Consider the following 22,856-nt stretch of genomic DNA (forward strand, 5'->3'; position numbering starts at 1 on the left):
GAAAACGACATGCAAAAACAAAGAGCTAAAGCTTGGGAGCGAATCTGAAAGATCGTGACGAGCTTTAGAGGCCTGACATCGCTTCACAAAAACATCCGCCTTTCCTCGCTCACCAGCTCCTGCAAAAAGTCCGCGACAGTGCGTACGCGCACCAGGTCGCGGGCGCTTTCGTGATAGATGGTCCAGTAGGCGCGTTTGATAGAGATGTCGGGAAGGATGCGGGTCAGCTCCGGATATTGCCTGGCGATGTAGTCGTGCAGGATGCCGATGCCGGCGCCGGAGCGCACCGCCTCCGTCTGGCCGATGGCGGTGGAGATTTCGAACGATGCGTCCCAGCTACGCATGATCTCCCCGGAGAAATTGAGTGAGGCAGTGAAGATCAGATCTTCGACATAGCCGATGCGCGGGTGCAATTTCAGCGCCTCGACGCTATCGGGCAGGCCTGCCTGGTCGAGATAGGCCTTCGAAGCGTAAAGGCCGAGCGTGTAGTCCGTCAGTTTGGACGAGACCAGGCGACCCTGTTCCGGACGTTCGAGCGTAATGGCAATATCAGCTTCGCGCTGAGACAGCGAGAAGGAGCGCGGCACCGGCACGAGCTGGATGCGCAGTTCCGGATAGCGCGCAATCAGCCGTCCCAGACGGGGCGCAAGGAAGGAGACGCCGAACCCATCAGGTGCGCCAATGCGCACCGTGCCGGTAATGGCGCTGTCGAGATGGCCGACGCTTGCCTGGGCACGCAGCATCTCGGTTTCCATGCGCTCGGCCGCATGCAGAAAGATTTCGCCCTCGGCGGTCAGGTCGCAGCCATTGGTGCGGCGCACCAGCAGCCGCGTTTTCAGCCGTTCCTCCAGCGTCGTTACTCGCCGGGAGAGCGTTGCGTGGTTGACCCCAAGCCGTTTCGAGGCCGCCAGGATCTGTCCCGTGCGGGCGACAGCGAGGAACATGCGGACATCATCCCAATCCATATGCACATCCAGGACTTTAATTTTTGCACAACGGTTGCTTATAACAGCTCATTGATTTGTGCAAATTGAAGTGCGATCCTGTCACCATTCCAGAAAACGAGGAGGCACATCCATGCAAGAGATCGGTCATTTCATTGGCGGCAAGCACGTCGCCGGCACCAGCGGCCGCACGAGCAACGTCTACAATCCGGCAACCGGCGAAGTGCAGGCAACGGTCGCGCTCGCAAGCGTCGAGGAAATTCGCGCAGCCGTCGAAAACGCCAAGGCCGCGCAGCCGAAATGGGCCGCCACCAATCCGCAGCGCCGTGCCCGCGTTTTCTTCAAGTTCGTCGAGCTTCTGAACAAGAATATGGACGAACTGGCTGTGATGCTCTCCAAGGAACACGGTAAGACGGTCGAGGACTCCAAGGGTGATGTCATCCGCGGCCTGGAAGTCTGCGAATTCGTCTGCGGCATTCCGCACCTGCAGAAGAGTGAGTTCACCGAAGGCGCCGGCCCGGCGATCGACATGTATTCCATCCGCCAGCCAGTCGGTGTTGGCGCCGGCATTACGCCGTTCAATTTCCCGGCCATGATCCCGATGTGGATGTTCGCGCCGGCGATCGCCTGCGGCAACGCCTTCATCCTGAAGCCGTCCGAGCGCGATCCCTCCGTGCCGATCCGTCTCGCCGAACTGATGATCGAAGCCGGTCTGCCGGCAGGCATCCTCAACGTCGTCAATGGCGACAAGGCTGCGGTCGACGCCATCCTGACCGATCCTGATATTGCTGCAGTTACCTTCGTCGGTTCCACGCCGATTGCCCGTTATGTCTACGGCACGGCGGCGATGAACGGCAAGCGCGCCCAATGCTTCGGCGGCGCCAAGAACCATATGATCATCATGCCGGATGCCGACATGGATCAGGCCGTCAACGCCCTGATGGGTGCGGGCTACGGTTCGGCCGGCGAACGTTGCATGGCGATCTCCGTCGCCGTTCCGGTCGGTGAAGACACGGCCAATCGCCTGGTGGAAAGGCTGGTGCCGAAGATCGAATCCCTGCGCATCGGCCCCTACACCGATGACAAGGCCGATATGGGCCCGCTCGTCACCAAGGATGCTTATAACCGCGTCAACGGCCTGATCGACCGCGGTGTTGAGGAAGGCGCCAAGCTCGTTGTCGATGGCCGTGGCTTCAAGCTGCAGGGTTACGAGGACGGATATTTCGTCGGCGGCAGCCTGTTCGACCATGTCAAACCCAACATGGATATCTACAAGACCGAAATCTTCGGGCCTGTTCTCTCGGTCGTCCGCGCCAAGAACTATGAAGAAGCGCTCGACCTGCCGATGAAGCATGAATATGGCAATGGCGTCGCGATCTATACCCGCGATGGCGACGCCGCCCGCGATTTCGCCTCGCGCATCAATATCGGCATGATCGGCGTCAACGTACCGATCCCGGTTCCGCTCGCTTATCACTCCTTTGGCGGCTGGAAGTCGTCGAGCTTCGGTGATCTCAACCAGCACGGCACGGATTCGATCAAGTTCTGGACCCGCACCAAGACGATCACCGCCCGCTGGCCGTCCGGCATCAAGGATGGTGCCGAGTTCGTCATGCCGACGATGAAGTGATGTCCGTCGATATCGTCTGATACGCACCGCCGCTCAATCCGATTGGGCGGCGGTTTTTTGTTGCGGTTATTTTCTGCGGAGTCATCTTGCCGGAGGGTGCGTTTTGTTTTAGAACAAAACGAGAACAACTGGAGGACGGTGCGATGTCCGCGACCTATCAGATCGACTATCTCGAATTTCCATCGACCGACGGGTTGAAGACCCGGCGCTTTTTCGAGGAAGCTTTCGAATGGAGCTTCGTCAGCTACGGGCCGACCTATCACGCCATCGAAGCCGCCGGCATCGACGCTGGCATCCAGGGCAACGCGGCAGAAGCCACCGACGCGCCACTTCCCGTCGTGCGGACGACGGATCTGGAAGCGGCGCAGCGCGCCGTCGAACTCGCCGGCGGTGTGGTAACGCGCCCCGCCTTCGACTTTCCCGGCGGCCGGCGCTTTCATTTCCGCGAGCCCGGCGGCTGCGAGATGGCGGTCTGGGTTTCAGCGCCGTGACTCCCGATGCTATTTTGCCCCAGGCATGTTGTCGACCCATCCGGACCTGCCGGAACGCAAGCAGGCTATCCTCGACTACGCCAGGGAGCTGCGGGCAGGGCAGGGAGCGACAGAGACACGTCCGCCGAAACGCGACTGACGGCCGATATCGTCCATCAGAATAACGTGAATGTGATTTTCATCTTTTGGAATTGTTCAAAACTACGAAAGGCACTATATACCAGTCGAACCGTCCTATGCGGCCTTGATTCCAGGAGATCGGCATGCGCTTGACCAAGCAGACCAACTACGCAGTGCGCATGCTCATGTATTGCGCCGCCAATGAAGGCCACTTGAGTCGCATTCCGGAAATCGCCAGAGCCTATGGTGTTTCCGAACTGTTTTTGTTCAAGATTTTGCAGCCGCTCACTAAGGCCGGCCTCGTCGAAACCGTGCGTGGCCGCAATGGCGGCGTGCGTCTCGGCAAGCCGGCGACCGATATCAGCCTGTTCGACGTCGTCCGGGTAACCGAAGATAGTTTCGCGATGGCGGAATGTTTCGAGGAAGGTGTCGTCGAATGCCCGTTGGTCGATAGTTGCGGACTGAATTCAGCGCTGCGCAAGGCGCTCAACGCCTTCTTCGACGTGCTGACGGAATATTCCATCGACGACCTCGTCAAAGCCCGTCCGCAGATCAATTTCCTGCTCGGTCTGACCGACGAGGATCGCAGGGCGATCGCCAAGAAGCCGGCGATCGCGGCACCGGCTGCCTGACCCCTCAATTTGCGCAGTTTTTCGTCCGCGGTCGCTTTGAAGTGTCCGCGGATTTTTCGTTTGTGCCGTCAGGTAATCCTGCGGCAAATTATTAGTATTTTCGAAGAGGCAAGCGTAAAATTATCCCAATTGCGTCTAAAAGGGACGCGATTTCGTCAGATTATTACCAATCCAAGACCATTTTTATCTGAAAATTTCCAAACTCCATAATTTGGAAAAATTTTAGGCGGCGCGTGTTGCTTTCACACATTAAATAGCGTTCCATCGGCGCGATCCGGATGGGAACCTATGGGGATCCACGGTTTCAAAAGAAGAACAAACCTGGGAAACGATATCATGAGAAAGATCTCTGTCCTGCTGGCAGTGACTGCCTTGACTTCGGTCATGGCAACGTCCGCCTGGTCCAAAACGCTTGTCTATTGCTCGGAGGGTTCGCCGGAAGGTTTCGATCCGGGAATTTATACCGCCGGCACCACCTTCGATGCCTCTTCGCGTACGGTCTACAGCCGCCTCGTCGAGTTCAAGCACGGCAGCACCGAGGTTGAACCGGGCCTCGCCGAAAGCTGGACCGTTTCCCCCGACGGCAAGGAATATACCTTCAAGCTCCGCAAGGGGGTGAAGTTCCAGACCACCGATTATTTCACCCCGACGCGCGATCTCAATGCCGACGACGTCGTCTTCTCGTTCAACCGCCAGCTCAAGGAAGACAGCCCGTGGGCCAAGTACGTCGCCGGCGGTTCCTATGAATATGCTGCGGGTATGGGCTTCCCAACCCTCATCAAGTCGGTTGATAAGGTCGATGACCTCACCGTCAAGTTCGTGCTGAACCATCCGGAAGCGCCGTTCATCGCCGATCTCGCCATGGACTTCGCCTCGGTTCTGTCGAAGGAATATGCCGACAAGCTGCAGGCCGACGGCAAGATGGAACAGCTGAACCAGCAGCCGCTCGGCACTGGTCCGTTCACCTTCGTCGCCTATCAGCCCGACGCCGTCATCCGCTACAAGGCGAATGATACCTACTTCAAGGGCAAGGAAAAGATCGACGATCTCGTATTCGCGATCACCCCTGACGCATCGGTTCGCGCGCAGAAGCTGAAGTCTGGCGAATGCCAGATCATGCCTTATCCGAATGCCGCCGACATCAAGGATCTCCAGACCGACAAGAGCCTGAAGGTTCTCGAACAGCCGGGCCTGAACGTCTCCTATCTCGCCTACAACACGCTGGTTGCTCCCTTCGACAAGGCCGAAGTGCGCAGGGCGTTGAACATGGCCGTGGATAAGCGGGCGATCGTCGACGCTGTCTTCCAGGGTTCTGGCTCTGTTGCGACCAACCCGATCCCGCCGACCATGTGGTCCTACAACAAGGACATCAAGGACGACGCATACAATCCAGAAGAAGCCAAGAAGATGCTCGAAAAGGCTGGGGTCAAGAACCTCAGCATGAAGATCTGGGCGATGCCGGTTTCGCGTCCGTACATGCTGAACGCACGTCGTGCCGCCGAGCTGATGCAGGCTGACCTCGCCAAGATCGGCGTCAAGGCCGAGATCGTCACCTATGACTGGGCCCAGTATCTGAAGCTCTCCTCCGCCAAGGACCGCGATGGTGCTGCCATCCTAGGCTGGACCGGCGACAATGGCGATCCGGACAACTTCCTTGACACGCTGCTCGGCTGCGACGCCGTCGGCGGCAATAACCGCGCTCAGTGGTGCAACAAGGAATTCGACGATCTCGTGAAGAAGGCCAAGCAGACTGCCGACCTCAATGAGCGCACTAAGCTCTATGAACAGGCACAGGTCGTCTTCAAGCGCGAAGCTCCGTGGATGACCATCGACCATTCCGAGGAGTTCATTCCGATGAGCACCAAGGTTTCCGGCTATGTGCAGGATCCGGTCGGCGTTCACCGCTTCGACGGCGTTGATATCGCCGAATAACGGACACATTCTGAAATACCCGATTGAAAACCGGGTGCAACCGGCGGTCAGGCAACTTGTCTGACCGCCGGAAAACTTTGGACATCTGCCATGTTGCGATTTCTTTTCGGCCGCCTTGCGGTGCTGATCCCGACGTTCCTCGGCGTTTCGATCGTCGCTTTCTCTTTCATCCGCCTGCTTCCCGGCGATCCCGTCATGCTGTTGTCGGGCGAGCGCGTCATGTCGCCGGAACGCCATGCTCAGATCTCCCATGATCTCGGCTACGACCAGCCGCTGATCGTGCAATATGGTCGCTACGTCTGGAACGCGCTGCACGGCGACCTCGGCACCTCGATCACCACCAAGCGCGACGTCCTAACCGACTTCCTGACCTTCTTCCCCGCAACGCTGGAACTGTCGATCTGCGCCATGATCCTGGCGGTCTGTCTTGGGATCCCGGCCGGCGTTTTCGCCGCCGTCAAGCGCGGCACTTGGTTCGATCAGAGCGTGATGGGTGTTGCGCTTGTCGGCTACTCCATGCCGATCTTCTGGTGGGGCTTGCTGCTGATCATCGTCTTCAACGGCTATCTGCATTGGACGCCGGTTTCGGGCCGCATCGGGCTGATTTATTTCTTCAAGCCAATTACGGGCTTCATGCTGATCGACAGTCTGCTGTCCGGCCAGAAGGGCGCCTTCGCTTCCGCCCTCAACTCGCTGATCCTGCCGACTGTCGTGCTTGGCACCATTCCGCTTGCCGTCATCGCGCGGCAGACGCGCTCGGCCATGCTGGAAGTTCTCGGCGAGGATTATGTCCGCACCGCGCGCTCCAAAGGCCTCGCGCCGCTGCGCGTCGTCTCCGTGCATGCGCTGCGCAATGCCATGATCCCGGTCGTTACCACCATCGGCCTGCAGGTCGGCGTGCTGCTCGGCGGCGCCATTTTGACGGAAAGCATCTTTTCCTGGCCGGGCATCGGCAAATGGATGATCGACGCTGTCTTCAAGCGCGATTATCCTGTGGTGCAAGGCGGTCTGCTGCTGATCGCGGGCATCGTCATGCTCGTCAATCTCGTCGTCGACCTGCTCTACGGCTTCATCAATCCACGCATTCGTCACTAGGAGCGGCCCGTGAGCACAGTAAGTCTCAAATCCGACCGCCCCTCCGCTCTTGCGGAGTTCTGGTATTATTTCTCGCGCAACAAGGGCGCCGTCATTGGATTGGCGATCTTCCTCTTCGTTCTGTTTCTGGCGATCTTCGCAGGCCTGGTCGCCCCGCATGATCCCGATACGGCCTACGGCAGCGCCATGCAGCGCCTGCCGCCTGCCTGGGCCGAAGGCAGCAATAGCAGTTTTCTCCTCGGCACCGACGCCAATGGCCGCGATCTTCTTTCGCGCCTGATCTACGGAACGCGGTTTTCGCTGTTCATCGGCCTGGTGGTTGCCTCGCTTTCGGCGCTCGCCGGCATCCTGATCGGCCTCGTCGCCGGTTATGTCCGCGGCCGCACCGATACGATTATCATGCGCATCATGGACATCATCCTTGCCATCCCCTCGCTGCTGTTGGCTCTCGTGCTGGTGGCGATCCTGGGGCCTGGCCTGACCAACGCCATGATCGCCATCTCCATCGTCAACCAGCCGCATTTCGTCCGCTTGACACGTGCTTCGGTGCTGGCTGAGCGTGACAAGGAATATGTCATCGCCTCGCGCGTCTCCGGTGCTGGTCCGCTGCGCCTGATGTTCAAGACCATCCTGCCGAATTGCCTGGGGCCGCTGATCGTGCAGGCGACGCTCGCCTTCTCTGCCGCGATCCTGGACGCCGCTGCCCTTGGCTTTCTCGGCCAGGGCGCGCAGCCGCCGACGCCGGAATGGGGCACGATGCTGGCGGATTCGCGTGAATTCTTCCAGAGCAACCCCTGGCTCGTCACTTTTCCCGGTCTCTGCATCCTGATCACGGTTCTCGCCATCAATCTGATGGGTGATGGCCTGCGCGATGCCTTCGACCCAAAGCTGAAGAGGTCGTGATGCCGCTTCTCGATATTGAAAATCTCACCGTTGAGTTCCAGACCTCGTCCGGCCTGTTCAGGGCGGTGGACGGTGTATCTCTTACCTGTGACAAGGGGGAAATTCTCTCGATCGTCGGCGAATCCGGCTCCGGCAAGTCCGTGTCTATGCTGGCAATGATGGGACTTCTGCCCTGGACGGCGAAGATTACCGCCGACCGCATGATGTTCGATGGCAAGGACCTGCGTGGCATCTCTTCGCGCCAGCGCCGCAAGATCATCGGCAAGGACATGGCGATGATCTTCCAGGAGCCGATGTCGAGCCTCAATCCGTGTTTCACCGTCGGCTTCCAGCTTGGCGAGACGCTGCGCATCCATATGGGTCTCGACCGCAAGGCGCGCCGCGAGCGTTCGATCGAGCTTTTGAACCTTGTCGGCATTCCGGCGCCTGAAGATCGCCTGTCGAACTTCCCACACCAGATGTCGGGCGGCATGAGTCAGCGTGTCATGATCGCCATGGCGCTTGCCTGCAATCCGAAGCTTTTGATCGCCGACGAACCCACCACCGCGCTCGACGTGACCATTCAGGCACAGATCCTCGATTTGCTTGTGCGCTTGCAGAAAGAGCAGGGCATGGCACTGGTGCTGATAACGCACGACATGGGCGTGGTGGCGGAAACCGCCGAGCGTGTGCAGGTGCAATATGCCGGCCAGAAGGTCGAGGAACAACCGGTAAAGGCCCTGTTCAGCGATCCGCATCATCCCTACACGGCAGCACTTCTCTCGGCTCTGCCGGAGCGTGCCGTGGTCGGCGAGCGCCTGCCGTCGATTGCCGGCGTTGTGCCCGGTCAGCATGATCGCCCCTCCGGCTGCCTCTTTGCGCCACGCTGCTCGTTTGCGACGCCGGCATGCGACCGTGGCGTCAAGCGTCAGGGCGAGGACCTCGGCGTGGCACTCTGCAATTATCCATTGGAACACGGCAAGCCGCTCGGCCATCCCGGCCTTGTCGCCACGCAAGCAGCAGGAGGCCGTTAATGACGGGCGCTGTTCTCGAAGGGCGCGATCTCGCCCGTTACTACACGGTCAAGCGCGGCACCTTCAAACCGGAGGCCACCGTCAAGGCATTGAACGGCGTCAGCTTCAGCTTGGAGTCCGGCCGGACGCTTGCGGTCGTCGGAGAATCCGGTTGCGGCAAGTCGACGCTCGCCCGCCTTGTGACGATGATCGAAGACCCGACAGCCGGCGAACTGCTGATCGACGGCAAGCCGGCGAAGCTTGGCGACCGCAGCTTGCGCAGCGCCGTCCAGATCGTCTTCCAGAATCCTTACGGCTCGCTCAATCCGCGCCAAAAGGTCGGTTCTATCCTCGAAGAGCCGCTGAAGATCAATACTGACGACGATGCCGCCACCCGCCGACGCAAGGCCGAGGAGATGATGGCCCGCGTCGGCCTGCGCCCGGAACATTACGACCGCTATCCGCACATGTTCTCCGGCGGCCAGCGCCAGCGCATCGCCATCGCCCGCGCGCTGATGCTGCGGCCGAAGGTGCTGGTGCTCGACGAGCCGGTCTCCGCGCTTGACCTGTCGATCCAGGCCCAGGTGCTGAACCTTTTGATGGACCTGCAGAAGGAGATGGGGCTGGCCTATCTCTTCATCTCGCACGGTCTCTCGGTCGTTCGCCACATCGCCGACGACGTGATGGTGATGTATCTCGGTCGCCCGGTCGAGGTCGGCACTGCGGAAGAAGTCTTCACCCGCCCGCGCCATCCCTATACGGCCGCGCTATTGTCGGCGACGCCGATCGCCGATCCCGAACGCGAGAAGAACCGCATCCGCCTGCAGGGTGAATTGCCGTCCCCTCTCAATCCGCCGACCGGCTGTCACTTCAATCCTCGTTGCTGGCGCGCGCAGGACCGTTGCCGCCAGGTAGCGCCGGAATTGCTGGGCGAGGGAACGCATAAATTCTCCTGTTTCTTTCCGTTGGATTGATGGCAGGACGCACCATGAGCGACATATCGAAAGCGCCTCTCGCCATCATCATCATGGGCGTCAGCGGCAGCGGCAAATCATCCATCGGCGAAAAGATGGCAGCGCGGCTGGGCATGCATTTTGTCGAGGGTGACGCACTGCATCCCGCGGCCAATGTCGAGAAGATGAGCAAGGGCATCCCGTTGACGGACGAGGATCGGTGGCCTTGGCTCGACATTATCGGTCAGCAGATCGCCGCGAGCCTGGCGAAAGGCGAAGCGATCGCCGTGTCATGTTCGGCTTTGAAGCGTATTTATCGCGAGCGTCTGCGTGCCGCCGCCGGGGGCCACCTCTATTTCGTCTATCTCGACGGTTCGAAGGAGCTGCTGACCAGGCGCATTGGCGAGCGCAAGGGCCATTTCATGCCGGCATCGCTTCTGGAAAGCCAGCTACAAACGCTGGAAGTCCCGACCGGCGAGCCCGGCGTGGTGACGATCGGCATCGATGACACGGTCGACGGCATCGTCGAGGCCGCACTCAAGACCCTCGACGCGATCCGCTAAATCCAAGATATCAGGGCGCGAACCGGTCCGGCGCGTAAGCCGAGATGTCGATGAACGGCTTTTCACCGGTAATCAGCTCAGCGAGTACGCGCCCGGTCACAGGCCCCAGCGTTAGGCCGTGATGGGCATGACCGAAGGCGAACCATAGGCCGTTGTGGCGGGGCGCCTTGCCGATGATCGGCATCATATCCGGCGTGCAGGGGCGGGCGCCCATCCAGGGCTCCGGGTCGAGTCTCTCGCCGAGCGGAAAGACGGTGCGGGCGACGGCTTCGGCACGGTCAAGCTGGATCGGTGTTTTCGGCGCGTCGCGCAGGGCAAATTCCGCACCCGTCGTCAGCCTGATGCCGCGGCTCATCGGCGCCAGGAAATAGCCGCGCTCGGCATCCAGCGTCCAATTGTTGAGAGTGGCATTGCCCTCGGCGGCATAATGCATGTGATAGCCGCGCTTGACGCCCAGCGGAAAAGCGTAGCCGAAACGCTTCGTCACCAGATCGGCCCAGGGACCGAGAGCAACGACGACGTCCTCCGCCTCGATCGAGCCATCCGATGTCACCATCTTCCAGCGGGAGCCAGACAGGCCGAGCGAGACGGCGTCGCCGGTCGCAAACCGCCCGCCAATGCTTTCGAAATAATTGCGGTAGGCAGCGGTCAGCCCATGCGGATCGAGCACGGACCAGGGATCGCGCCAGCGCAGGCCGCCGGAGAACCTACCCTTGATATGCGGCTCCATCGTCGCGATATCGGTGCCGCTCAGCGCGTCATAGCCGACCCCGAATTCGCGGTTGAGACGTTCGGCCTCGGCAAATTCCGCATCGCGCTTCTCGTCCGTGCGGAAAATCTCCATCCAGCCGTTTTTGCGGATCAATTCCTCGGCGTGCGAAGCTTCTATCAGGTCATTGTGCTCGCTGATCGAATGCTCGATCAGCGGCGCGTAGGCGCGCGAGATCATCTCATGCCGCTTGGTATTGGAATTCCACCAGTAGCGGGCAAGAAAGGCGATCTGCCCAGGCAGTGCGCGCAGGTGATAATGCGCGTCGATGCGGTTGTTGAAGGCGTAGCGGAGAAGAAGGCCGAACTGCTGCGGAAAACCATAGGGCACCACGCCCTCGCGTTGGATCAGCCCAGCATTGCCGAACGAGGTCTCCTCACCGGGCGCTTTGCGGTCGACAAGGGTGACCTGGCGCCCGCGCCGCTGGAGGTGAATGGCCGTCGATACGCCGACAATGCCTGCGCCGAGCACGATTGCGTCTTTTGTCATGTTCCCTGCTATCCGCATGCTTCTTTTATTTGCGCATGATCTTATTCAAGAACCATGCTTCAAGCAGCGAAAATGCCTGCCAAAATGCTGCGGCGCAAATGAAAAATGCAATCAGGCCATGACCTGTCTCAAAGCCGCATTTTCCGCGCGAATACGCAGGGTGAGAATGGCGGCGTTGAGCAGCGAAAAGATCAAGGCGTAGAGTGGCAGGCCGAAGGCGAGCGGTAAAACGGCGATCTCGCCGACGACCACCGCATAGTTTGGATGGCTGAAGAAGCGATAGGGTCCGCTCGTCACCAAAGCTGCGCCCGGCAGCACGATGATCCGTGTCGTCCAGCGCTCTTTCAGGGTCGCCAGCACCCAGACGCGTAAGCCTTGCAGCACCATGAAGATGACGAACCAAACAGGACTGATCGGCCGGCCTGCGGCCAGAAGCCACAGGCCGATCAGCCAGGCCGCGTGCATCGCCACCATATAGGGATAGTGTCCTGGCGCAATCTCCCGGGCGCCACGCGCAAGAAGGGCCGCGGTATTGCGCCGCGCATGCATGAGCTCGGCCAGCCGTTGCAGGGTGACAAATGCCAGAAGCGCGACCGACGGCCAGAGCATCAGGCAATCCTCTTCAGCGTGACGCAGCTGGCGGTAAAGCCGGGTCCCATGGCAATCATGGCCGAACGCCGCGGCAGGCCGTCGATAATCAGACCCTCCAGCACGAAGAGCACGGTCGGCGACGACATGTTGCCGTAGTTCCTGACGATCTCGCGTTCGATATCCAGCGAGCCGGGATCGAGGCCGAAGGCGGTCTCCAGCGCTACCAGCACCTTGGTGCCGCCAGGATGGCAGATGAAGCGGTCGATATCCGATATCGTCAGACCCGCGCGTTCGAGAATGCCGGCGACGGCGGGCTTGATATTCGCTTCGGCAAAGGGCGGCAGCGATTGGTCCAGGATGATGCCGAAGCCTGTATCGTCGATCTTCCAGCCCATGATGCGAAGTGAATCGGGAAAGAGATGCTCGCCGGTCGATTCGATCTCCGCGAGACCATCCTTGCCGGCCCGCAGGATGCAGGCGGCCGCACCATCGCCAAACAGTGCTGTTGCGATGATGTTCGGCCGCGTCAGTTCGTCCAGCCGGAAGGCGAGCGAACAGAGTTCGATGGCGACGAAGAGCACGACGGCGCCCGGACGGCCCTTCGCCATGCGCGAGGCGATGCCAAGGCCGGAAACGCCGGCCGCGCAACCAAGGCCGAAGACCGGCACACGCTCGATATCGGAGCGGAAGCCCATCTCGCGCGCAAGCCGAGCCTCTAGGCTCGGCGTCGTAATGCCGGTCGAGGACACCGTGACGACACAATCGACCTCTTCGGCTCGCAGTCCTGCACGTATCAGGGCGTTGGTAGCGGTTTTCTTGAAGAGTTGGCTTGCGACGTCGGCATAGGCTTCCATGCGATCCTGCCAGCCATGCGGCTGTTCGAACCAGGAGAGAGGACGGGCGACATAACGCTTGTGGATGCCAGCGTTTTCGAACACGCTGGCGAGGTGCTTGAAATCGCGGAAACGATCGGAAAACAGGCGCCCGGCGGTCGCGGCGGCCTCCGATTGATAGAGGATGTTGTCGGGCGTTGCGACAGCCAGACTGACAAGCTTGACGGTATCGGTCACTTGTTTCTCCTTGCGACCCTCGGCGGGTACGCAGATGAAACACGCCAGCGCCAGGAATTATTCAGTCGCGTCGGTCACGAAAGAGTGACGGCAGGTCGTTGGCACAGGCGCGAGAAAAATATCCGATGACTGCGAATAAAATGAACGGATGGCGTGTTCTCCCATCGCAACGTTCATTTTGCCAAGGAGCAATCCCATGACGACTACCGCTTTCCGCCTTGCCTCCGTCGCTCTCGGCGCCGGCCTCGTCCTCGGCGCTTTTGCCGTTCCTGTCTTTGCGGCCGGCGACAATTCGAGCACGACACCGACCTGTAAGAAGGGCGAGATCTACGACACCAAGACGAAGAAGTGCGTGAAGCAGCAGGGCGCCAATGTCACCGACGAGAACCGCGCCGACTATGCTTATTCGCTCGCCAAGAAGGACCACCGCTATGAAGAAGCGCTGGAAGTTCTCGACACCATGCAAAATCCGAACACCGCAGAAGCACTGAACTATCGCGGCTACGCCACACGCAAGCTCGGCCGCACGGATGAAGGTATTTCCTATTACCTGAAGTCCGTGGCAATGGACCCGAAGTATTCGTTGGTTCGCGAATATCTCGGCGAAGCCTATGTCATCAAGGGTCAGATCGACCTTGCCAAGGATCAGTTGAGCACGATCAAGACGCTCTGCGGCAACACCTCCTGCGAGGAATACCAGGACCTGAACGAAGCCATCCAGAATCCGTCGAGCCTGTGATCTTGGCCGCCGGACCGAAGATGGCCGCTATAAGCAGTCAGCATTTAGAGGGATATCCGAGTGTCAGTCGCTCATTCCACAATTTCTGCTTATAGTCGGGTAAAATCGGAACCGCCGGCAAGACCGGCGATTCCCAAGAACGCGAACCTCGCGGAGGGTGCCATAGCCAGCGAAGAGGATATCAGGACGGGCCTATCGCAGCATCTGACGCGGCTCTGGCGCTATGCGGTGGTGCTGTCGCGCCAACGCGACGTCGCGGATGACCTTGTGCAGGCGACTTGCGTCAGAGCGTTGGAACGGGCGGGTCAGTTCGCAGCCGGAACACGGCTCGACCGATGGTTGTTTTCGATCCTGCACTCGATCTGGCTGAACGAGATACGTTCGCGCCGGGTGCGCATGGGTCAAGGATTTGTCGATGCCGACGAGACGCTGGTCTTCGACGGCGCGCGCCAAACGGAAACGCATATTCTCGCGGGCCAGGTCCTGCAGCAGGTGCAGGCGCTGCCGGAAGCGCAGCGCACCGCTGTATTCCTCGCCTATGTCGAAGGACTGTCCTATCGCGAGGTGGCCGAGGTTTTGGAAGTGCCGATCGGAACGGTGATGAGCCGGTTGGCGGCGGCGCGGGCAAAGCTTGCTGACGGCACGGGATCGGCAGGAGGCGCGCGGCTTTCTGGGGGTGGGCGACTGGGGAACGGGAATGAGTGAATTGGATAAAGACAATATGCCCTCGGACGAACTGCTCACCGCTTACATCGACGGCGAGTTGGAAACGGCTGAGCGCAACAGCATAGAAAAACTGATCGCTAGCGATGCCCGAGTGGCGGGCCGCTTCGATTTCCTGTCGCGCAGCGATCTGCCCTTCCGCGAAGCATTCGAGCCCGTGCTTGCCGCCGCCCCGAGCGCCAAGCTGGACGCCATGCTTGCCGCCATCCCTTCCACGAAGGAGCAGAATTCCACAACGGAGCAGAAGAAGGTCGCTTTCGGCGTCAGCCGCCGCGGCTTCCTCTCGGCGGTCGCTGCCTGCCTGGTTGTCGGCATCGCCATCGACCGCGCCGCGATCGGCATCAGCCATCGTCTTGCCAAGCCGGACGAGGGGAGCGAGTGGCGCGCCGTCGTCGCCGAATATCTTTCGCTCTATACGCCGGACACTCTGAGCGCGCCGGCCGGCGATCGCGCTGAGCAGCTGGCGCAATTGAGAGAAGTCGGCTCTAAACTGGGCCTCGCACTGACGCCCGAAACCGTCGCCATGCCGGGCGTCGATTTCAGGCGCGCCCAGGTCTTGAATTATGACAGCAAACCTTTGGCACAGATCGCCTATCTCGACCCCGAAAGCGGTCCGATGGCGCTTTGCATCATTCCCTCGACCCAGGGCGCTTCGGCACCGGACATGGAAAACCGCCGGGGCATGAATGTCGTCTACTGGTCGAATGCTACCCATGCCTTCATGCTGATCGGCCATTCGCCGATCGATCGGATGAAAACGCTGGCAGATGGTGTTCGGGCGAGCCTGGCGGTTTGAGATTGCCCCTTCTTCCCAACGAGAACGGTTAACTCCCGCAAATCGCGCGATTCAAAAAGAATTTGGCGAAAACTCATCCTGCTGATATTCTCCGCCCAACGAAAATCGAATGAGCGCCTGCAGCATGCCTCTCGGCCTTGCGCGGCGCGGTGGAAAAGATACGTGAGTGACCCCGACAGCGGCAAAGTGCCGCAGGCAGACGGGGCGTCGGTAGCAGAGCGCAGGAAGGGCAAATCCTCCCGGCGCGCTAAGCGTAAGCGCGGCGGTAGCGCCCGCCCGAACGCTTATTCTGCGGAGGCCAACCAGACCGGCACGTCCAGTCTGGTGGCGATACGCCCAATAGATAACGACGCCGGTTCTCCGGCCAAGAAGCGCAAGCGGCGCCGCCGTTCTCACGGCGGAGCGCATGATGGTGCGCAGCATGCCCCCCCGGTACAACAGCAACAGGCCTCCGCCGCGCAGGAGCATCGTGCACCAGCCGAGCACGGCCATGCGTCATCGCACAAGAACGGCAAGAACAGGCGCAAGCATCGCAGCAAGCGCGGTCTGCAGGGCCGCCCGCTGGTGCACGAAAAGACGGCGCAGATCGTCGCTCCCGCCGCTAGTGTCGCGCCTGAACGTGCTCCTGCTCGCACTGATCATCACCCTGATCGGCATTCGCCGTCGCAACGCCGCGACGGCCAAGCGCCGTATCATCACGCCGATGGCGATTCTCGACCCGTCGATCTCTACGCGGCGCTCGATCTCGGCACCAACAACTGCCGCCTGCTGATCGCGCAGCCGACACGTCCCGGCCAGTTCCGCGTCGTTGACGCTTTTTCCCGCATCGTCCGTCTGGGCGAGGGCCTTGGCGCCAGTGGAAGGCTCTCAAGCGATGCCATGGACCGTGCCGTCGAGGCTCTGCGCATCTGCGCCGGTAAGCTGAAGACGCGCGAGATCCGCCGCATGCGGCTGATCGCAACCGAAGCCTGTCGCGCGGCGGAGAATGGTGAAGCCTTCCTCGCCCGTGTTACGGAAGAGACTGGCCTGCGGCTCGAAATCATCGATCGCGAGACGGAGGCGCGGCTTGCCGTTTCCGGGTGCTCGTCGCTGGTTGGTCCCGAGGCGCGCTCGGTCGTGCTCTTCGATATCGGCGGCGGCTCCTCGGAAATCGCCGTCATCCGCATTGGCGAAAACCGCTCCAGCCGGCTTGCCAATCACATCACACATTGGACTTCGCTGCCTGTCGGCGTGGTGACGCTCTCGGAACGCCATGGCGGCCGCGACGTCACGCCGGAACTGTTCGAGACCATGGTGCGCGAGGTCGAGGGCATGCTCGAACGCTTCGATTGCCCGCCGGTTAAGGGGGCTGCCCGCGACAGTGGTGATTTCCATCTGATCGGCACGTCCGGCACAGTGACGACGCTCGCCGGCGTCCATCTCGATTTGCCGCGTTACGACCGGCGCCGCGTCGATGGTGTCTGGCTGTCCGACGACGAAGTGACGGCAATGCAGGCGAAGTTGCTTTCCTGGGACTTCGCCGGTCGCGCGTCCAACCCCTGCATCGGGCCGGACCGCGCCGATCTCGTACTGGCAGGCTGCGCCATTCTCGAGGCAATCCGCCGACGCTGGCCAAGCCCGCGCATGCGCGTCGCCGATCGCGGCCTGCGCGAAGGACTGCTCACCGACATGATGGCGGATGACGGTGTGTGGCGGCGCGGCCGCTCGCGCCGCGGCCATCGACCGAGGGATATGAAGGGGCCGCAGACGTGACCAAGCCAACCATCGCCGGCAACCGCACCGGCCGCAAGCTCGGCCAGCGGGTGAAGAAAAAGAAACTGAAGGCCTCCTCGCGGCAATGGCTGGAGCGGCATATCAACGATCCCTATGTGCAGCGCGCCCAGCTTGAGGGCTACCGTGCCCGTGCCGCCTTCAAGCTGCTGGAGATCGACGAGAAGCACCATATCCTCAAGGGCGCGCGCCGCATCATCGATCTAGGCGCCGCGCCGGGAAGCTGGTCGCAGATCGCCGCCAAGGTCACCGGGTCGACGGAAGAAGACATCCGCGTCGCGGCCATCGATTTCCTGGAAATGGCGCCACTTCCGGGCGTCACCATCTTGCAGCTCGACTTTCTCGATCCGGACGCACCGCAGCGGCTGATCGACGCCGTCGGCGGCACGCCCGATCTCGTGATTTCGGATATGGCCGCACCGACGACCGGACATCAGCGCACTGATCACCTGCGAACCATGCATCTCTGCGAGGTCGCCGCGCATTTCGCCGTCGAGGTCCTGGGCGAAGGCGGACATTTCCTCGCCAAGACCTTTCAGGGCGGCACAGAACGCGACCTGCTGACGCTGCTGAAGCAGAATTTTCGACAGGTCATTCATGTGAAACCGGGCGCATCCAGGGCTGAATCCGTGGAGATGTTCCTGCTGGCGAAGGGCTTCAAGGGACGCAAGACGGAAGACGAAGCAACGAGCGCTTGATTTAGCCGTCGCTTTTGTCCGATGATACAGTTTCATCGGCATTGCAGGCAGCGCATTCTCACCATGCTTCTCTACGTCACTCTCGGCTCAAACGATATTCCGCGTGCACGCAGCTTCTATGATGCGGTTCTGCCGGTCCTCGGCTACCGTCGTCAACGCGAATCGGATGAGGAAATCGGCTACGCTGCTGATGGCGATACGCGATGCCGTTTCTGGGTCGTGGTTCCTTACAATCACCGCAAGGCCACGATCGGCAACGGCTCTATGGTGGCTCTCCACGCGGAAAGCCGCGCCGATGTCGACGCCTTTTATGCCGCAGCCCTTGCCCATGGCGGCACCGATGAGGGCAAGCCGGGCCTGCGCTCTTTCCATGCGAATTTCTATGCTGCTTATGTGCGCGATCCCGACGGCAACAAGCTCAGCGCCGTCTGCGAGCGGCCGGAATAGGATTTACCTTCGCCCCAACGGGGAGAGGGTGAAAACCTACTTCACCATCGGCTGCTGATGCTGCGGCACCGGTGGCTGTGTCGCGGCCACACGCTTCAGGCCGGCCTTGTGGCCGGAGACCGTAGCGCCGGCGCTGCGGTCCATGCGGATGAAGGGAATTGTGGCGACCACCGTCAGGATGGAGATACAGAAGAAGGCGATATGGAAATCGCGAACCTGCAGTTCGGTGCCGCTGAAGAAGGTCGAGGTTTCCAAGATCATGGCGGCGACGGCAACGCCGAGTGCCAGGCTGATCTGCTGCATGACCGAGCTCATCGATGTGGCCTGGCTTGCCTCCTTGTCGCTGATGTCGGCGAAGGCGAGTGCATTGATGCCGGTGAAGAAGAACGAACGCGAGAAGCCGCCGATCAGCAGCACGCCAACGATGATGAGATGCGACGTCCAGGGCTGGAACAGGCCGGTGCAGATCGTGGTCACGGTCGTGATCCCTGCCGCCGACAGCAGCGCCGTCTTGAAGCCGACCGCGGTGAAGACGCGGCGGGCGATGAACTTAGTGCTGATGGCACCGATGGCGCCGGCGAAGGTGATGAGGCCCGATTGGAATGGATTGAGGCCGAAGCCGAGCTGCAGCATCAGCGGCGTCAGGAATGGCATGGCGCCGATGCAGATACGAAACAGCGTGCCGCCCGTGACGGAAGCACGGAAGGTGGCATTCTTCAGAAGCGACAGGTTGAGGATTGGCGCCGGATGGTGACGGGCATGGCCGACGTATAGGAAGCCGCAGACGAAGCCGATGACGACGGCCGAAATACCAATGAATGGCGGCAATGCCGGCAGGCTTATGACCGACATGCCGAAGACGACACCGGCCGCAGCGACGGATGTCAGCACGAAGCCCATGAAATCAAGCTTCGGCGGCATGGTCGCCTCGACCTCCGGCAGGAAGATCGACGACAGGATGACACCGAGAACACCGACGGGCACGTTGATGAGGAAGATCCAGTGCCAGGAGGCGTAAGTGGTGATGAAGCCGCCGAGCGGCGGTCCGGCGAGCGGGCCAACAAGTGCGGGAATGGAAAGCAGCGCCATTGCCGAGACCAGGTCGCTTTTCTGTGTCGTGCGCACCAGTACGAGGCGCCCCACCGGCGTCATCATCGAGCCGCCGAGACCTTGCAGGAAGCGGGCGGCGACGAATTCAAGAAGGCCGCCAGAAAAGGCGCACATGATCGAGCCGATGACGAAGACGCAGATGGCAAGCCGGAAGATGTTTTTCGCCCCGAAGCGATCCGCCATCCAGCCGCTGATCGGAATGAAAACCGCCAGAGACACCATGTAGGAAGTCAGCGCCAGCTTCAGCGTGATCGGACCAACATGGAGATCGGTCGCGATGGCCGGCAGCGCGGTCGCAATCACGGTGGAATCCATCTGCTCCATGAAAAGAGCGACGGCAAGGATCAGGGGAACGATGCGATTCATAGGCAGATGCCTTGGTGGGTAGTGTCTTCGGGGAAGGGGTCCGCCTGAGACGGGCACCCGCTCTGTAGTCCTATGCGCGGCCTCTGCCAATCCCCGATTCTGCCCTGTGGCTTCCTGGGGATCACGTCTTCGTGATGCCGCTTGCCGCCCAGTATAGGATACCAAGTTTGACATATGCTAAACGCATGGAAATGCTAAACGCATAAAACGTCGTTCGGTGTATTAGCGGATTTGGATGGATATGTCATGGCGAAATTTTCGGCCATGAAAGGTCGTATTCCGGCGTGCCGCTGCCGACGACGATGATAGGCGCAGCTTACGCTGCCACCATTGGAGAAAATGAGATAATGACCGCCGTTGTTCTGCCGCCCGACACCCATCAGTTCAAGCTAGGGTCCTGCACCATCACCGTCGTCAAGGATGGTGCGAACATTCTGGAGAATCCCTGGGAAATCTTCGGATCGAACCAGGCGCCGGAAACGGTACGAAAGCTTTTGGCCCAGAACTTCCTGCCGACCGAAAAGCTCGTCAATAGCTATGCGCCCGCCATCATTGACACCGGCGCCGACGTGATCGTGGTCGACACCGGCTTCGGTGCCGCCGGCCGCGCGCGCGGTCTGGGTCGTTTTCGTGAGGGTATGAAAGCTGTCGGCTACACGCCGGAGCAGGTGACCGTCGTCGCTCTGACGCATCTGCATGGCGACCATATCAGCGGATTGATGGAGGACGGCGCTCCGGCCTTCCCGAATGCGCGCTACGCCGCGGGCGAGATTGAATATGAGTTCTGGACGGACAAGTCACGCGAAGGGACGCCTGCCGAAGGCGGTCACAAGGCCGTGCTCGCCAATGTCGTGCCCTTTGCTGAGAAGATGACTTTCCTCAAAGAAGGCGATCAAATCGTCAGCGGCATGACCGCCATGCTCGCTCCCGGCCATACGCCCGGTCATCTCGTCTACCACCTCGCATCGGATGGCAAGCAACTGGTCATGACGGGCGACACGGCCAATCACTATATCCTGTCGGTCGGGCGTCCGGATTGGGAGGTGCGCTTCGACGCCGACAAGGCCCAGGCCATCAAGACCCGGCGCCGCATCTTCGACATGATCGCCACCGACCGCATCCCCTTCCTCGGCTTCCATATGCCGTTCCCGGCAGTCGGTTTCGTTGAAAAGCAGCCGGAGGGGTTCCGGTATGTGCCGAAAACCTATCAATTCGATTTGTGAGGCGCAGCCTCGATTGCTTAGTTGAGCGCAATCGAACTCAAACGACGCAATTAAGCATCCATTGCACGCCGAACTGATCGGTAAGCTTCCCATAGAGGTTGCTCCAGGGTTGTTTGCCGAGCGGTGTCGATATCATGCCGCCCGCCGTCAGGCGGGCGAACATCTCCTTCGTCTGCTCTGGGTCTTCGAACTCAAGCAAATGTGCTGATCCGCGCATCGGCTCCGCGTCGTCATTGTCTGAAGCATAGAAAAGGACGCCAGGGCCCTGGAATTTCGCATGCATGACTTGGCCCTGGACAAATCCGGGCGGCGTGGGGATTCCATCCACGCCGTAACGCTTGATTTCGACAATTTTTCCGAGGCCGCAGGTCTCGTAAAAGACAAGCGCTTGCTCGCAGTTCGTCGTGAAGAACAGATAATTGGAAAGTCGCATGGCGAGCCTCACTCTGGTCACAGGCTACGAGTGGAAACTTGCCGCATCGCTTGGCAAGCTTTCTAGAGCGCAGCCGCTTGTTGGATCGCACTGACGAGCTTGGTGCTGCCGTAAACCTGGCCGCCGATACCCCAGGAGCCGTCAGCGGCATAGACGATATTGGTCCAGATATGATCGCGGGATACACGTCCATTCGAAGCGCGTTCGACGATGGTTGTGGCTGCCTCGGTGAAAGCCTTTTTGGCCTCGTCGGTGGCAAGTGCGATCTCTGGCAGTTTCAGCTCTATGAACGCGGCCGCGGCCGGTTTTCCGCCTGAGAATACGCGTCCCTGCGGCAGAACGTTGATGGTACCGACGACATTCGGGGTCATGAATGCGTTCCCGGAGAGTTGTGAAACCTTCAAGAGAGCATCGGTCAATTCTGCGAAGGTTTGGGCCTCGGCTTCGCTCGACAGCAAACCTTCCGGTACGGTGAGTGTGATAGGCATGGCGGGATTCCTTTCGTTTGAAAACTCGGTTGGCGGTGCTACATAAATACTGATCGCTCTCTATTGATACACGCTGATCATTCTCTATGCAAACATAAAGAGTGATCACTCTTAAAGAAAGTTGCCATGCGCTACAGCACAGAACACAAGCTCGAAACGCGCACGCGCGTCCTCAACGCCGCGGGCGAGCTTTTCCGCCAGGAAGGCTATGGCGGTTCCGGCATCGATGCCTTGACCAAGGCTGCAGGTGTCACGAACGGCGCGTTCTATGGGCATTTCAAATCAAAGGGCGAAGCGTTCAAGGCGGCGGTTCAGGCGGGACTTGATGAACTGCGGCTCGGCATATCGAACCTGAAAGCCCAAAACGGCAGGGGCTGGCTCACGGCGTTCGTGAGCTATTATCTCGGGCCGAAGCGCACCTGCGCGCTCGGACAGAGCTGCGCCTTGCCTAGCCTTTCTCCCGACGTGATGCGTGCCGATGCCGATACGCGGGCTGCCTACGAAGTCGAACTGCGCAGGGTCATAGAGGAAGCGGCTTCCGGCCTGGCCGGCAATTCGGGCGAGGAGCGCGAAGAAAATGCGATCGCGCTTCTGGCGCTTTTGTCCGGCGGCGTAACCATGGCGCGCGCTGTTTCCGACCCGGCGCTATCGATGCGCATCGTGGAGGCGATCGAGCGAAAGGCCGGGTCCATCGCTTCATCTATGGAAGAGCGCTGAGATTGGCTGGATATTCTTGAGTCGATGGCAAGAACTCATGTCATCGTTTTCCCTATTCACTTCCTGTCATAGACGTGTTACCAGCCCTCGCCAACTTCCAAGCAACACTTGCAAGATCGCCCGGTAGACGATTCGTTCCGGAGCCTTCCTGCTTTTCAGAGATGAAGGAAAT

Annotated in this window: 24 protein-coding genes; 17 read left to right on the forward strand and 7 right to left on the reverse strand. The window is 60.4% G+C overall.

The window, feature by feature from the left end; translation table 11 throughout:
* Positions 1-83: 83 nt before the first annotated feature.
* Entirely contained in the window at positions 84-965 is an 882-nt protein-coding gene (locus CCGE525_RS04530) for a LysR family transcriptional regulator (protein ID WP_120703241.1), read from the reverse strand.
* 112 nt (positions 966-1,077) lie between these two features.
* Between CCGE525_RS04530 and CCGE525_RS04535 the strand changes: the two genes are divergently transcribed.
* The 9 genes from CCGE525_RS04535 (at position 1,078) to CCGE525_RS04575 (ending at position 10,255) form a co-directional block, all read left to right on the forward strand.
* Positions 1,078-2,574 carry a CoA-acylating methylmalonate-semialdehyde dehydrogenase gene (locus tag CCGE525_RS04535; protein WP_120703242.1) on the forward strand — a complete coding sequence of 499 codons (1,497 nt, stop codon included), beginning with the start codon at positions 1,078-1,080 and terminating at the stop codon, positions 2,572-2,574.
* 143 nt (positions 2,575-2,717) lie between these two features.
* Positions 2,718-3,065 (forward strand): VOC family protein, encoded by a 348-nt coding sequence (locus CCGE525_RS04540; RefSeq protein ID WP_120703243.1) that lies wholly within the window; start codon positions 2,718-2,720, stop codon positions 3,063-3,065.
* Between the two features lie 263 nt (positions 3,066-3,328).
* Positions 3,329-3,817 (forward strand): iron-responsive transcriptional regulator RirA, encoded by a 489-nt coding sequence (rirA, locus tag CCGE525_RS04545; protein WP_120703244.1) that lies wholly within the window; start codon positions 3,329-3,331, stop codon positions 3,815-3,817.
* Between the two features lie 336 nt (positions 3,818-4,153).
* Positions 4,154-5,749, forward strand: coding sequence for an ABC transporter substrate-binding protein (locus CCGE525_RS04550; protein WP_120703245.1), 1,596 nt, complete (start codon positions 4,154-4,156; stop codon positions 5,747-5,749).
* Between the two features lie 90 nt (positions 5,750-5,839).
* Entirely contained in the window at positions 5,840-6,844 is a 1,005-nt protein-coding gene (locus tag CCGE525_RS04555) for an ABC transporter permease subunit (protein WP_120703246.1), read from the forward strand.
* Between the two features lie 9 nt (positions 6,845-6,853).
* Complete coding sequence (locus tag CCGE525_RS04560) at positions 6,854-7,747, forward strand: ABC transporter permease subunit (protein WP_120703247.1); 894 nt, start codon at positions 6,854-6,856, stop codon at positions 7,745-7,747.
* Positions 7,747-8,760, forward strand: a complete 1,014-nt coding sequence (locus CCGE525_RS04565; protein ID WP_120703248.1) for an ABC transporter ATP-binding protein — start codon at positions 7,747-7,749, stop codon at positions 8,758-8,760. The genes CCGE525_RS04560 and CCGE525_RS04565 overlap by 1 nt, the downstream gene beginning before the upstream one ends.
* Entirely contained in the window at positions 8,760-9,713 is a 954-nt protein-coding gene (locus CCGE525_RS04570; protein WP_120703249.1) for a peptide ABC transporter ATP-binding protein, read from the forward strand. Before CCGE525_RS04565 ends, CCGE525_RS04570 begins: the two co-directional genes overlap by 1 nt.
* A 14-nt stretch (positions 9,714-9,727) precedes the next feature.
* Complete coding sequence (locus tag CCGE525_RS04575; protein WP_120706249.1) at positions 9,728-10,255, forward strand: gluconokinase; 528 nt, start codon at positions 9,728-9,730, stop codon at positions 10,253-10,255.
* 10 nt (positions 10,256-10,265) lie between these two features.
* On the opposite strand, the gene CCGE525_RS04580 is transcribed toward CCGE525_RS04575, so the two are convergent.
* The 3 genes from CCGE525_RS04580 to CCGE525_RS04590 all read right to left on the reverse strand — a co-directional run bounded on the left by CCGE525_RS04580 (position 10,266) and on the right by CCGE525_RS04590 (position 13,174).
* Positions 10,266-11,513, reverse strand: coding sequence for an NAD(P)/FAD-dependent oxidoreductase (locus CCGE525_RS04580; protein ID WP_120703250.1), 1,248 nt, complete (start codon positions 11,511-11,513; stop codon positions 10,266-10,268).
* 111 nt (positions 11,514-11,624) lie between these two features.
* The gene (locus CCGE525_RS04585) at positions 11,625-12,122 is read right to left on the reverse strand and encodes an isoprenylcysteine carboxyl methyltransferase family protein (protein WP_120703251.1); all 498 of its coding nucleotides are present in this window, start codon (positions 12,120-12,122) and stop codon (positions 11,625-11,627) included.
* Positions 12,122-13,174, reverse strand: a complete 1,053-nt coding sequence (locus tag CCGE525_RS04590) for a type III polyketide synthase (protein ID WP_120703252.1) — start codon at positions 13,172-13,174, stop codon at positions 12,122-12,124. Before CCGE525_RS04590 ends, CCGE525_RS04585 begins: the two co-directional genes overlap by 1 nt.
* A gap of 196 nt (positions 13,175-13,370) precedes the next feature.
* On the opposite strand from CCGE525_RS04590, the gene CCGE525_RS04595 reads away from it, so the two are divergent.
* The 6 genes from CCGE525_RS04595 to CCGE525_RS04620 all read left to right on the forward strand — a co-directional run bounded on the left by CCGE525_RS04595 (position 13,371) and on the right by CCGE525_RS04620 (position 18,347).
* Positions 13,371-13,913 carry a tetratricopeptide repeat protein gene (locus CCGE525_RS04595; RefSeq protein ID WP_120703253.1) on the forward strand — a complete coding sequence of 181 codons (543 nt, stop codon included), beginning with the start codon at positions 13,371-13,373 and terminating at the stop codon, positions 13,911-13,913.
* Positions 13,914-13,973: 60 nt separating this feature from the next.
* Positions 13,974-14,618: an RNA polymerase sigma factor gene (locus tag CCGE525_RS04600; RefSeq protein WP_120703254.1), complete on the forward strand. Its 645-nt coding sequence runs from the start codon at positions 13,974-13,976 to the stop codon at positions 14,616-14,618.
* Positions 14,619-14,634: 16 nt separating this feature from the next.
* Positions 14,635-15,432 carry an anti-sigma factor family protein gene (locus CCGE525_RS04605; protein ID WP_120706250.1) on the forward strand — a complete coding sequence of 266 codons (798 nt, stop codon included), beginning with the start codon at positions 14,635-14,637 and terminating at the stop codon, positions 15,430-15,432.
* A 162-nt stretch (positions 15,433-15,594) separates the two neighbouring features.
* Positions 15,595-17,184, forward strand: a complete 1,590-nt coding sequence (locus CCGE525_RS04610) for a Ppx/GppA phosphatase family protein (protein ID WP_120703255.1) — start codon at positions 15,595-15,597, stop codon at positions 17,182-17,184.
* A complete protein-coding gene (locus CCGE525_RS04615) occupies positions 17,181-17,900 on the forward strand; it encodes an RlmE family RNA methyltransferase (protein WP_120706251.1) in 720 nt (239 codons plus the stop codon). The genes CCGE525_RS04610 and CCGE525_RS04615 overlap by 4 nt, the downstream gene beginning before the upstream one ends.
* Positions 17,901-17,963: 63 nt before the next feature.
* A complete protein-coding gene (locus CCGE525_RS04620; RefSeq protein WP_120706252.1) occupies positions 17,964-18,347 on the forward strand; it encodes a VOC family protein in 384 nt (127 codons plus the stop codon).
* Between the two features lie 36 nt (positions 18,348-18,383).
* Here CCGE525_RS04620 and CCGE525_RS04625 read toward each other — a convergent pair whose 3' ends face one another.
* Positions 18,384-19,823, reverse strand: a complete 1,440-nt coding sequence (locus tag CCGE525_RS04625; RefSeq protein ID WP_120703256.1) for an MFS transporter — start codon at positions 19,821-19,823, stop codon at positions 18,384-18,386.
* Between the two features lie 302 nt (positions 19,824-20,125).
* Between CCGE525_RS04625 and CCGE525_RS04630 the strand changes: the two genes are divergently transcribed.
* Positions 20,126-21,046, forward strand: a complete 921-nt coding sequence (locus tag CCGE525_RS04630) for an MBL fold metallo-hydrolase (RefSeq protein WP_162950127.1) — start codon at positions 20,126-20,128, stop codon at positions 21,044-21,046.
* A 37-nt stretch (positions 21,047-21,083) separates the two neighbouring features.
* Here the strand turns inward: CCGE525_RS04630 and CCGE525_RS04635 are convergent, their stop codons facing one another.
* Positions 21,084-21,479: a VOC family protein gene (locus CCGE525_RS04635; protein WP_120703258.1), complete on the reverse strand. Its 396-nt coding sequence runs from the start codon at positions 21,477-21,479 to the stop codon at positions 21,084-21,086.
* A gap of 62 nt (positions 21,480-21,541) precedes the next feature.
* Positions 21,542-21,967, reverse strand: coding sequence for a tautomerase family protein (locus tag CCGE525_RS04640; RefSeq protein ID WP_120703259.1), 426 nt, complete (start codon positions 21,965-21,967; stop codon positions 21,542-21,544).
* Between the two features lie 126 nt (positions 21,968-22,093).
* On the opposite strand from CCGE525_RS04640, the gene CCGE525_RS04645 reads away from it, so the two are divergent.
* On the forward strand, positions 22,094-22,684 hold the full coding sequence (locus CCGE525_RS04645; RefSeq protein WP_120703260.1) for a TetR/AcrR family transcriptional regulator: 591 nt from the start codon (positions 22,094-22,096) through the stop codon (positions 22,682-22,684).
* Positions 22,685-22,856 lie beyond the last annotated feature (172 nt).

Origin of the sequence: Rhizobium jaguaris (assembly GCF_003627755.1) — a bacterium.
GTDB classification, from domain to species: domain Bacteria; phylum Pseudomonadota; class Alphaproteobacteria; order Rhizobiales; family Rhizobiaceae; genus Rhizobium; species Rhizobium jaguaris.

Coding starts and splice junctions, on each gene's coding strand:
- CCGE525_RS04585 (WP_120703251.1), bottom strand. CDS start 12,122: ATGCTCTGGCCGTCGGTCGCGCTTCTGGCATTTGTCACCCTGCAACGG.
- CCGE525_RS04635 (WP_120703258.1), bottom strand. CDS start 21,479: ATGCGACTTTCCAATTATCTGTTCTTCACGACGAACTGCGAGCAAGCG.
- CCGE525_RS04555 (WP_120703246.1), top strand. CDS start 5,840: ATGTTGCGATTTCTTTTCGGCCGCCTTGCGGTGCTGATCCCGACGTTC.
- CCGE525_RS04535 (WP_120703242.1), top strand. CDS start 1,078: ATGCAAGAGATCGGTCATTTCATTGGCGGCAAGCACGTCGCCGGCACC.
- CCGE525_RS04530 (WP_120703241.1), bottom strand. CDS start 965: ATGGATTGGGATGATGTCCGCATGTTCCTCGCTGTCGCCCGCACGGGA.
- CCGE525_RS04565 (WP_120703248.1), top strand. CDS start 7,747: ATGCCGCTTCTCGATATTGAAAATCTCACCGTTGAGTTCCAGACCTCG.
- CCGE525_RS04570 (WP_120703249.1), top strand. CDS start 8,760: ATGACGGGCGCTGTTCTCGAAGGGCGCGATCTCGCCCGTTACTACACG.
- CCGE525_RS04620 (WP_120706252.1), top strand. CDS start 17,964: ATGCTTCTCTACGTCACTCTCGGCTCAAACGATATTCCGCGTGCACGC.
- CCGE525_RS04645 (WP_120703260.1), top strand. CDS start 22,094: ATGCGCTACAGCACAGAACACAAGCTCGAAACGCGCACGCGCGTCCTC.
- CCGE525_RS04550 (WP_120703245.1), top strand. CDS start 4,154: ATGAGAAAGATCTCTGTCCTGCTGGCAGTGACTGCCTTGACTTCGGTC.
- CCGE525_RS04640 (WP_120703259.1), bottom strand. CDS start 21,967: ATGCCTATCACACTCACCGTACCGGAAGGTTTGCTGTCGAGCGAAGCC.
- CCGE525_RS04625 (WP_120703256.1), bottom strand. CDS start 19,823: ATGAATCGCATCGTTCCCCTGATCCTTGCCGTCGCTCTTTTCATGGAG.
- CCGE525_RS04595 (WP_120703253.1), top strand. CDS start 13,371: ATGACGACTACCGCTTTCCGCCTTGCCTCCGTCGCTCTCGGCGCCGGC.
- CCGE525_RS04605 (WP_120706250.1), top strand. CDS start 14,635: ATGCCCTCGGACGAACTGCTCACCGCTTACATCGACGGCGAGTTGGAA.
- CCGE525_RS04540 (WP_120703243.1), top strand. CDS start 2,718: ATGTCCGCGACCTATCAGATCGACTATCTCGAATTTCCATCGACCGAC.
- rirA (WP_120703244.1), top strand. CDS start 3,329: ATGCGCTTGACCAAGCAGACCAACTACGCAGTGCGCATGCTCATGTAT.
- CCGE525_RS04580 (WP_120703250.1), bottom strand. CDS start 11,513: ATGACAAAAGACGCAATCGTGCTCGGCGCAGGCATTGTCGGCGTATCG.
- CCGE525_RS04575 (WP_120706249.1), top strand. CDS start 9,728: ATGAGCGACATATCGAAAGCGCCTCTCGCCATCATCATCATGGGCGTC.
- CCGE525_RS04630 (WP_162950127.1), top strand. CDS start 20,126: ATGATAGGCGCAGCTTACGCTGCCACCATTGGAGAAAATGAGATAATG.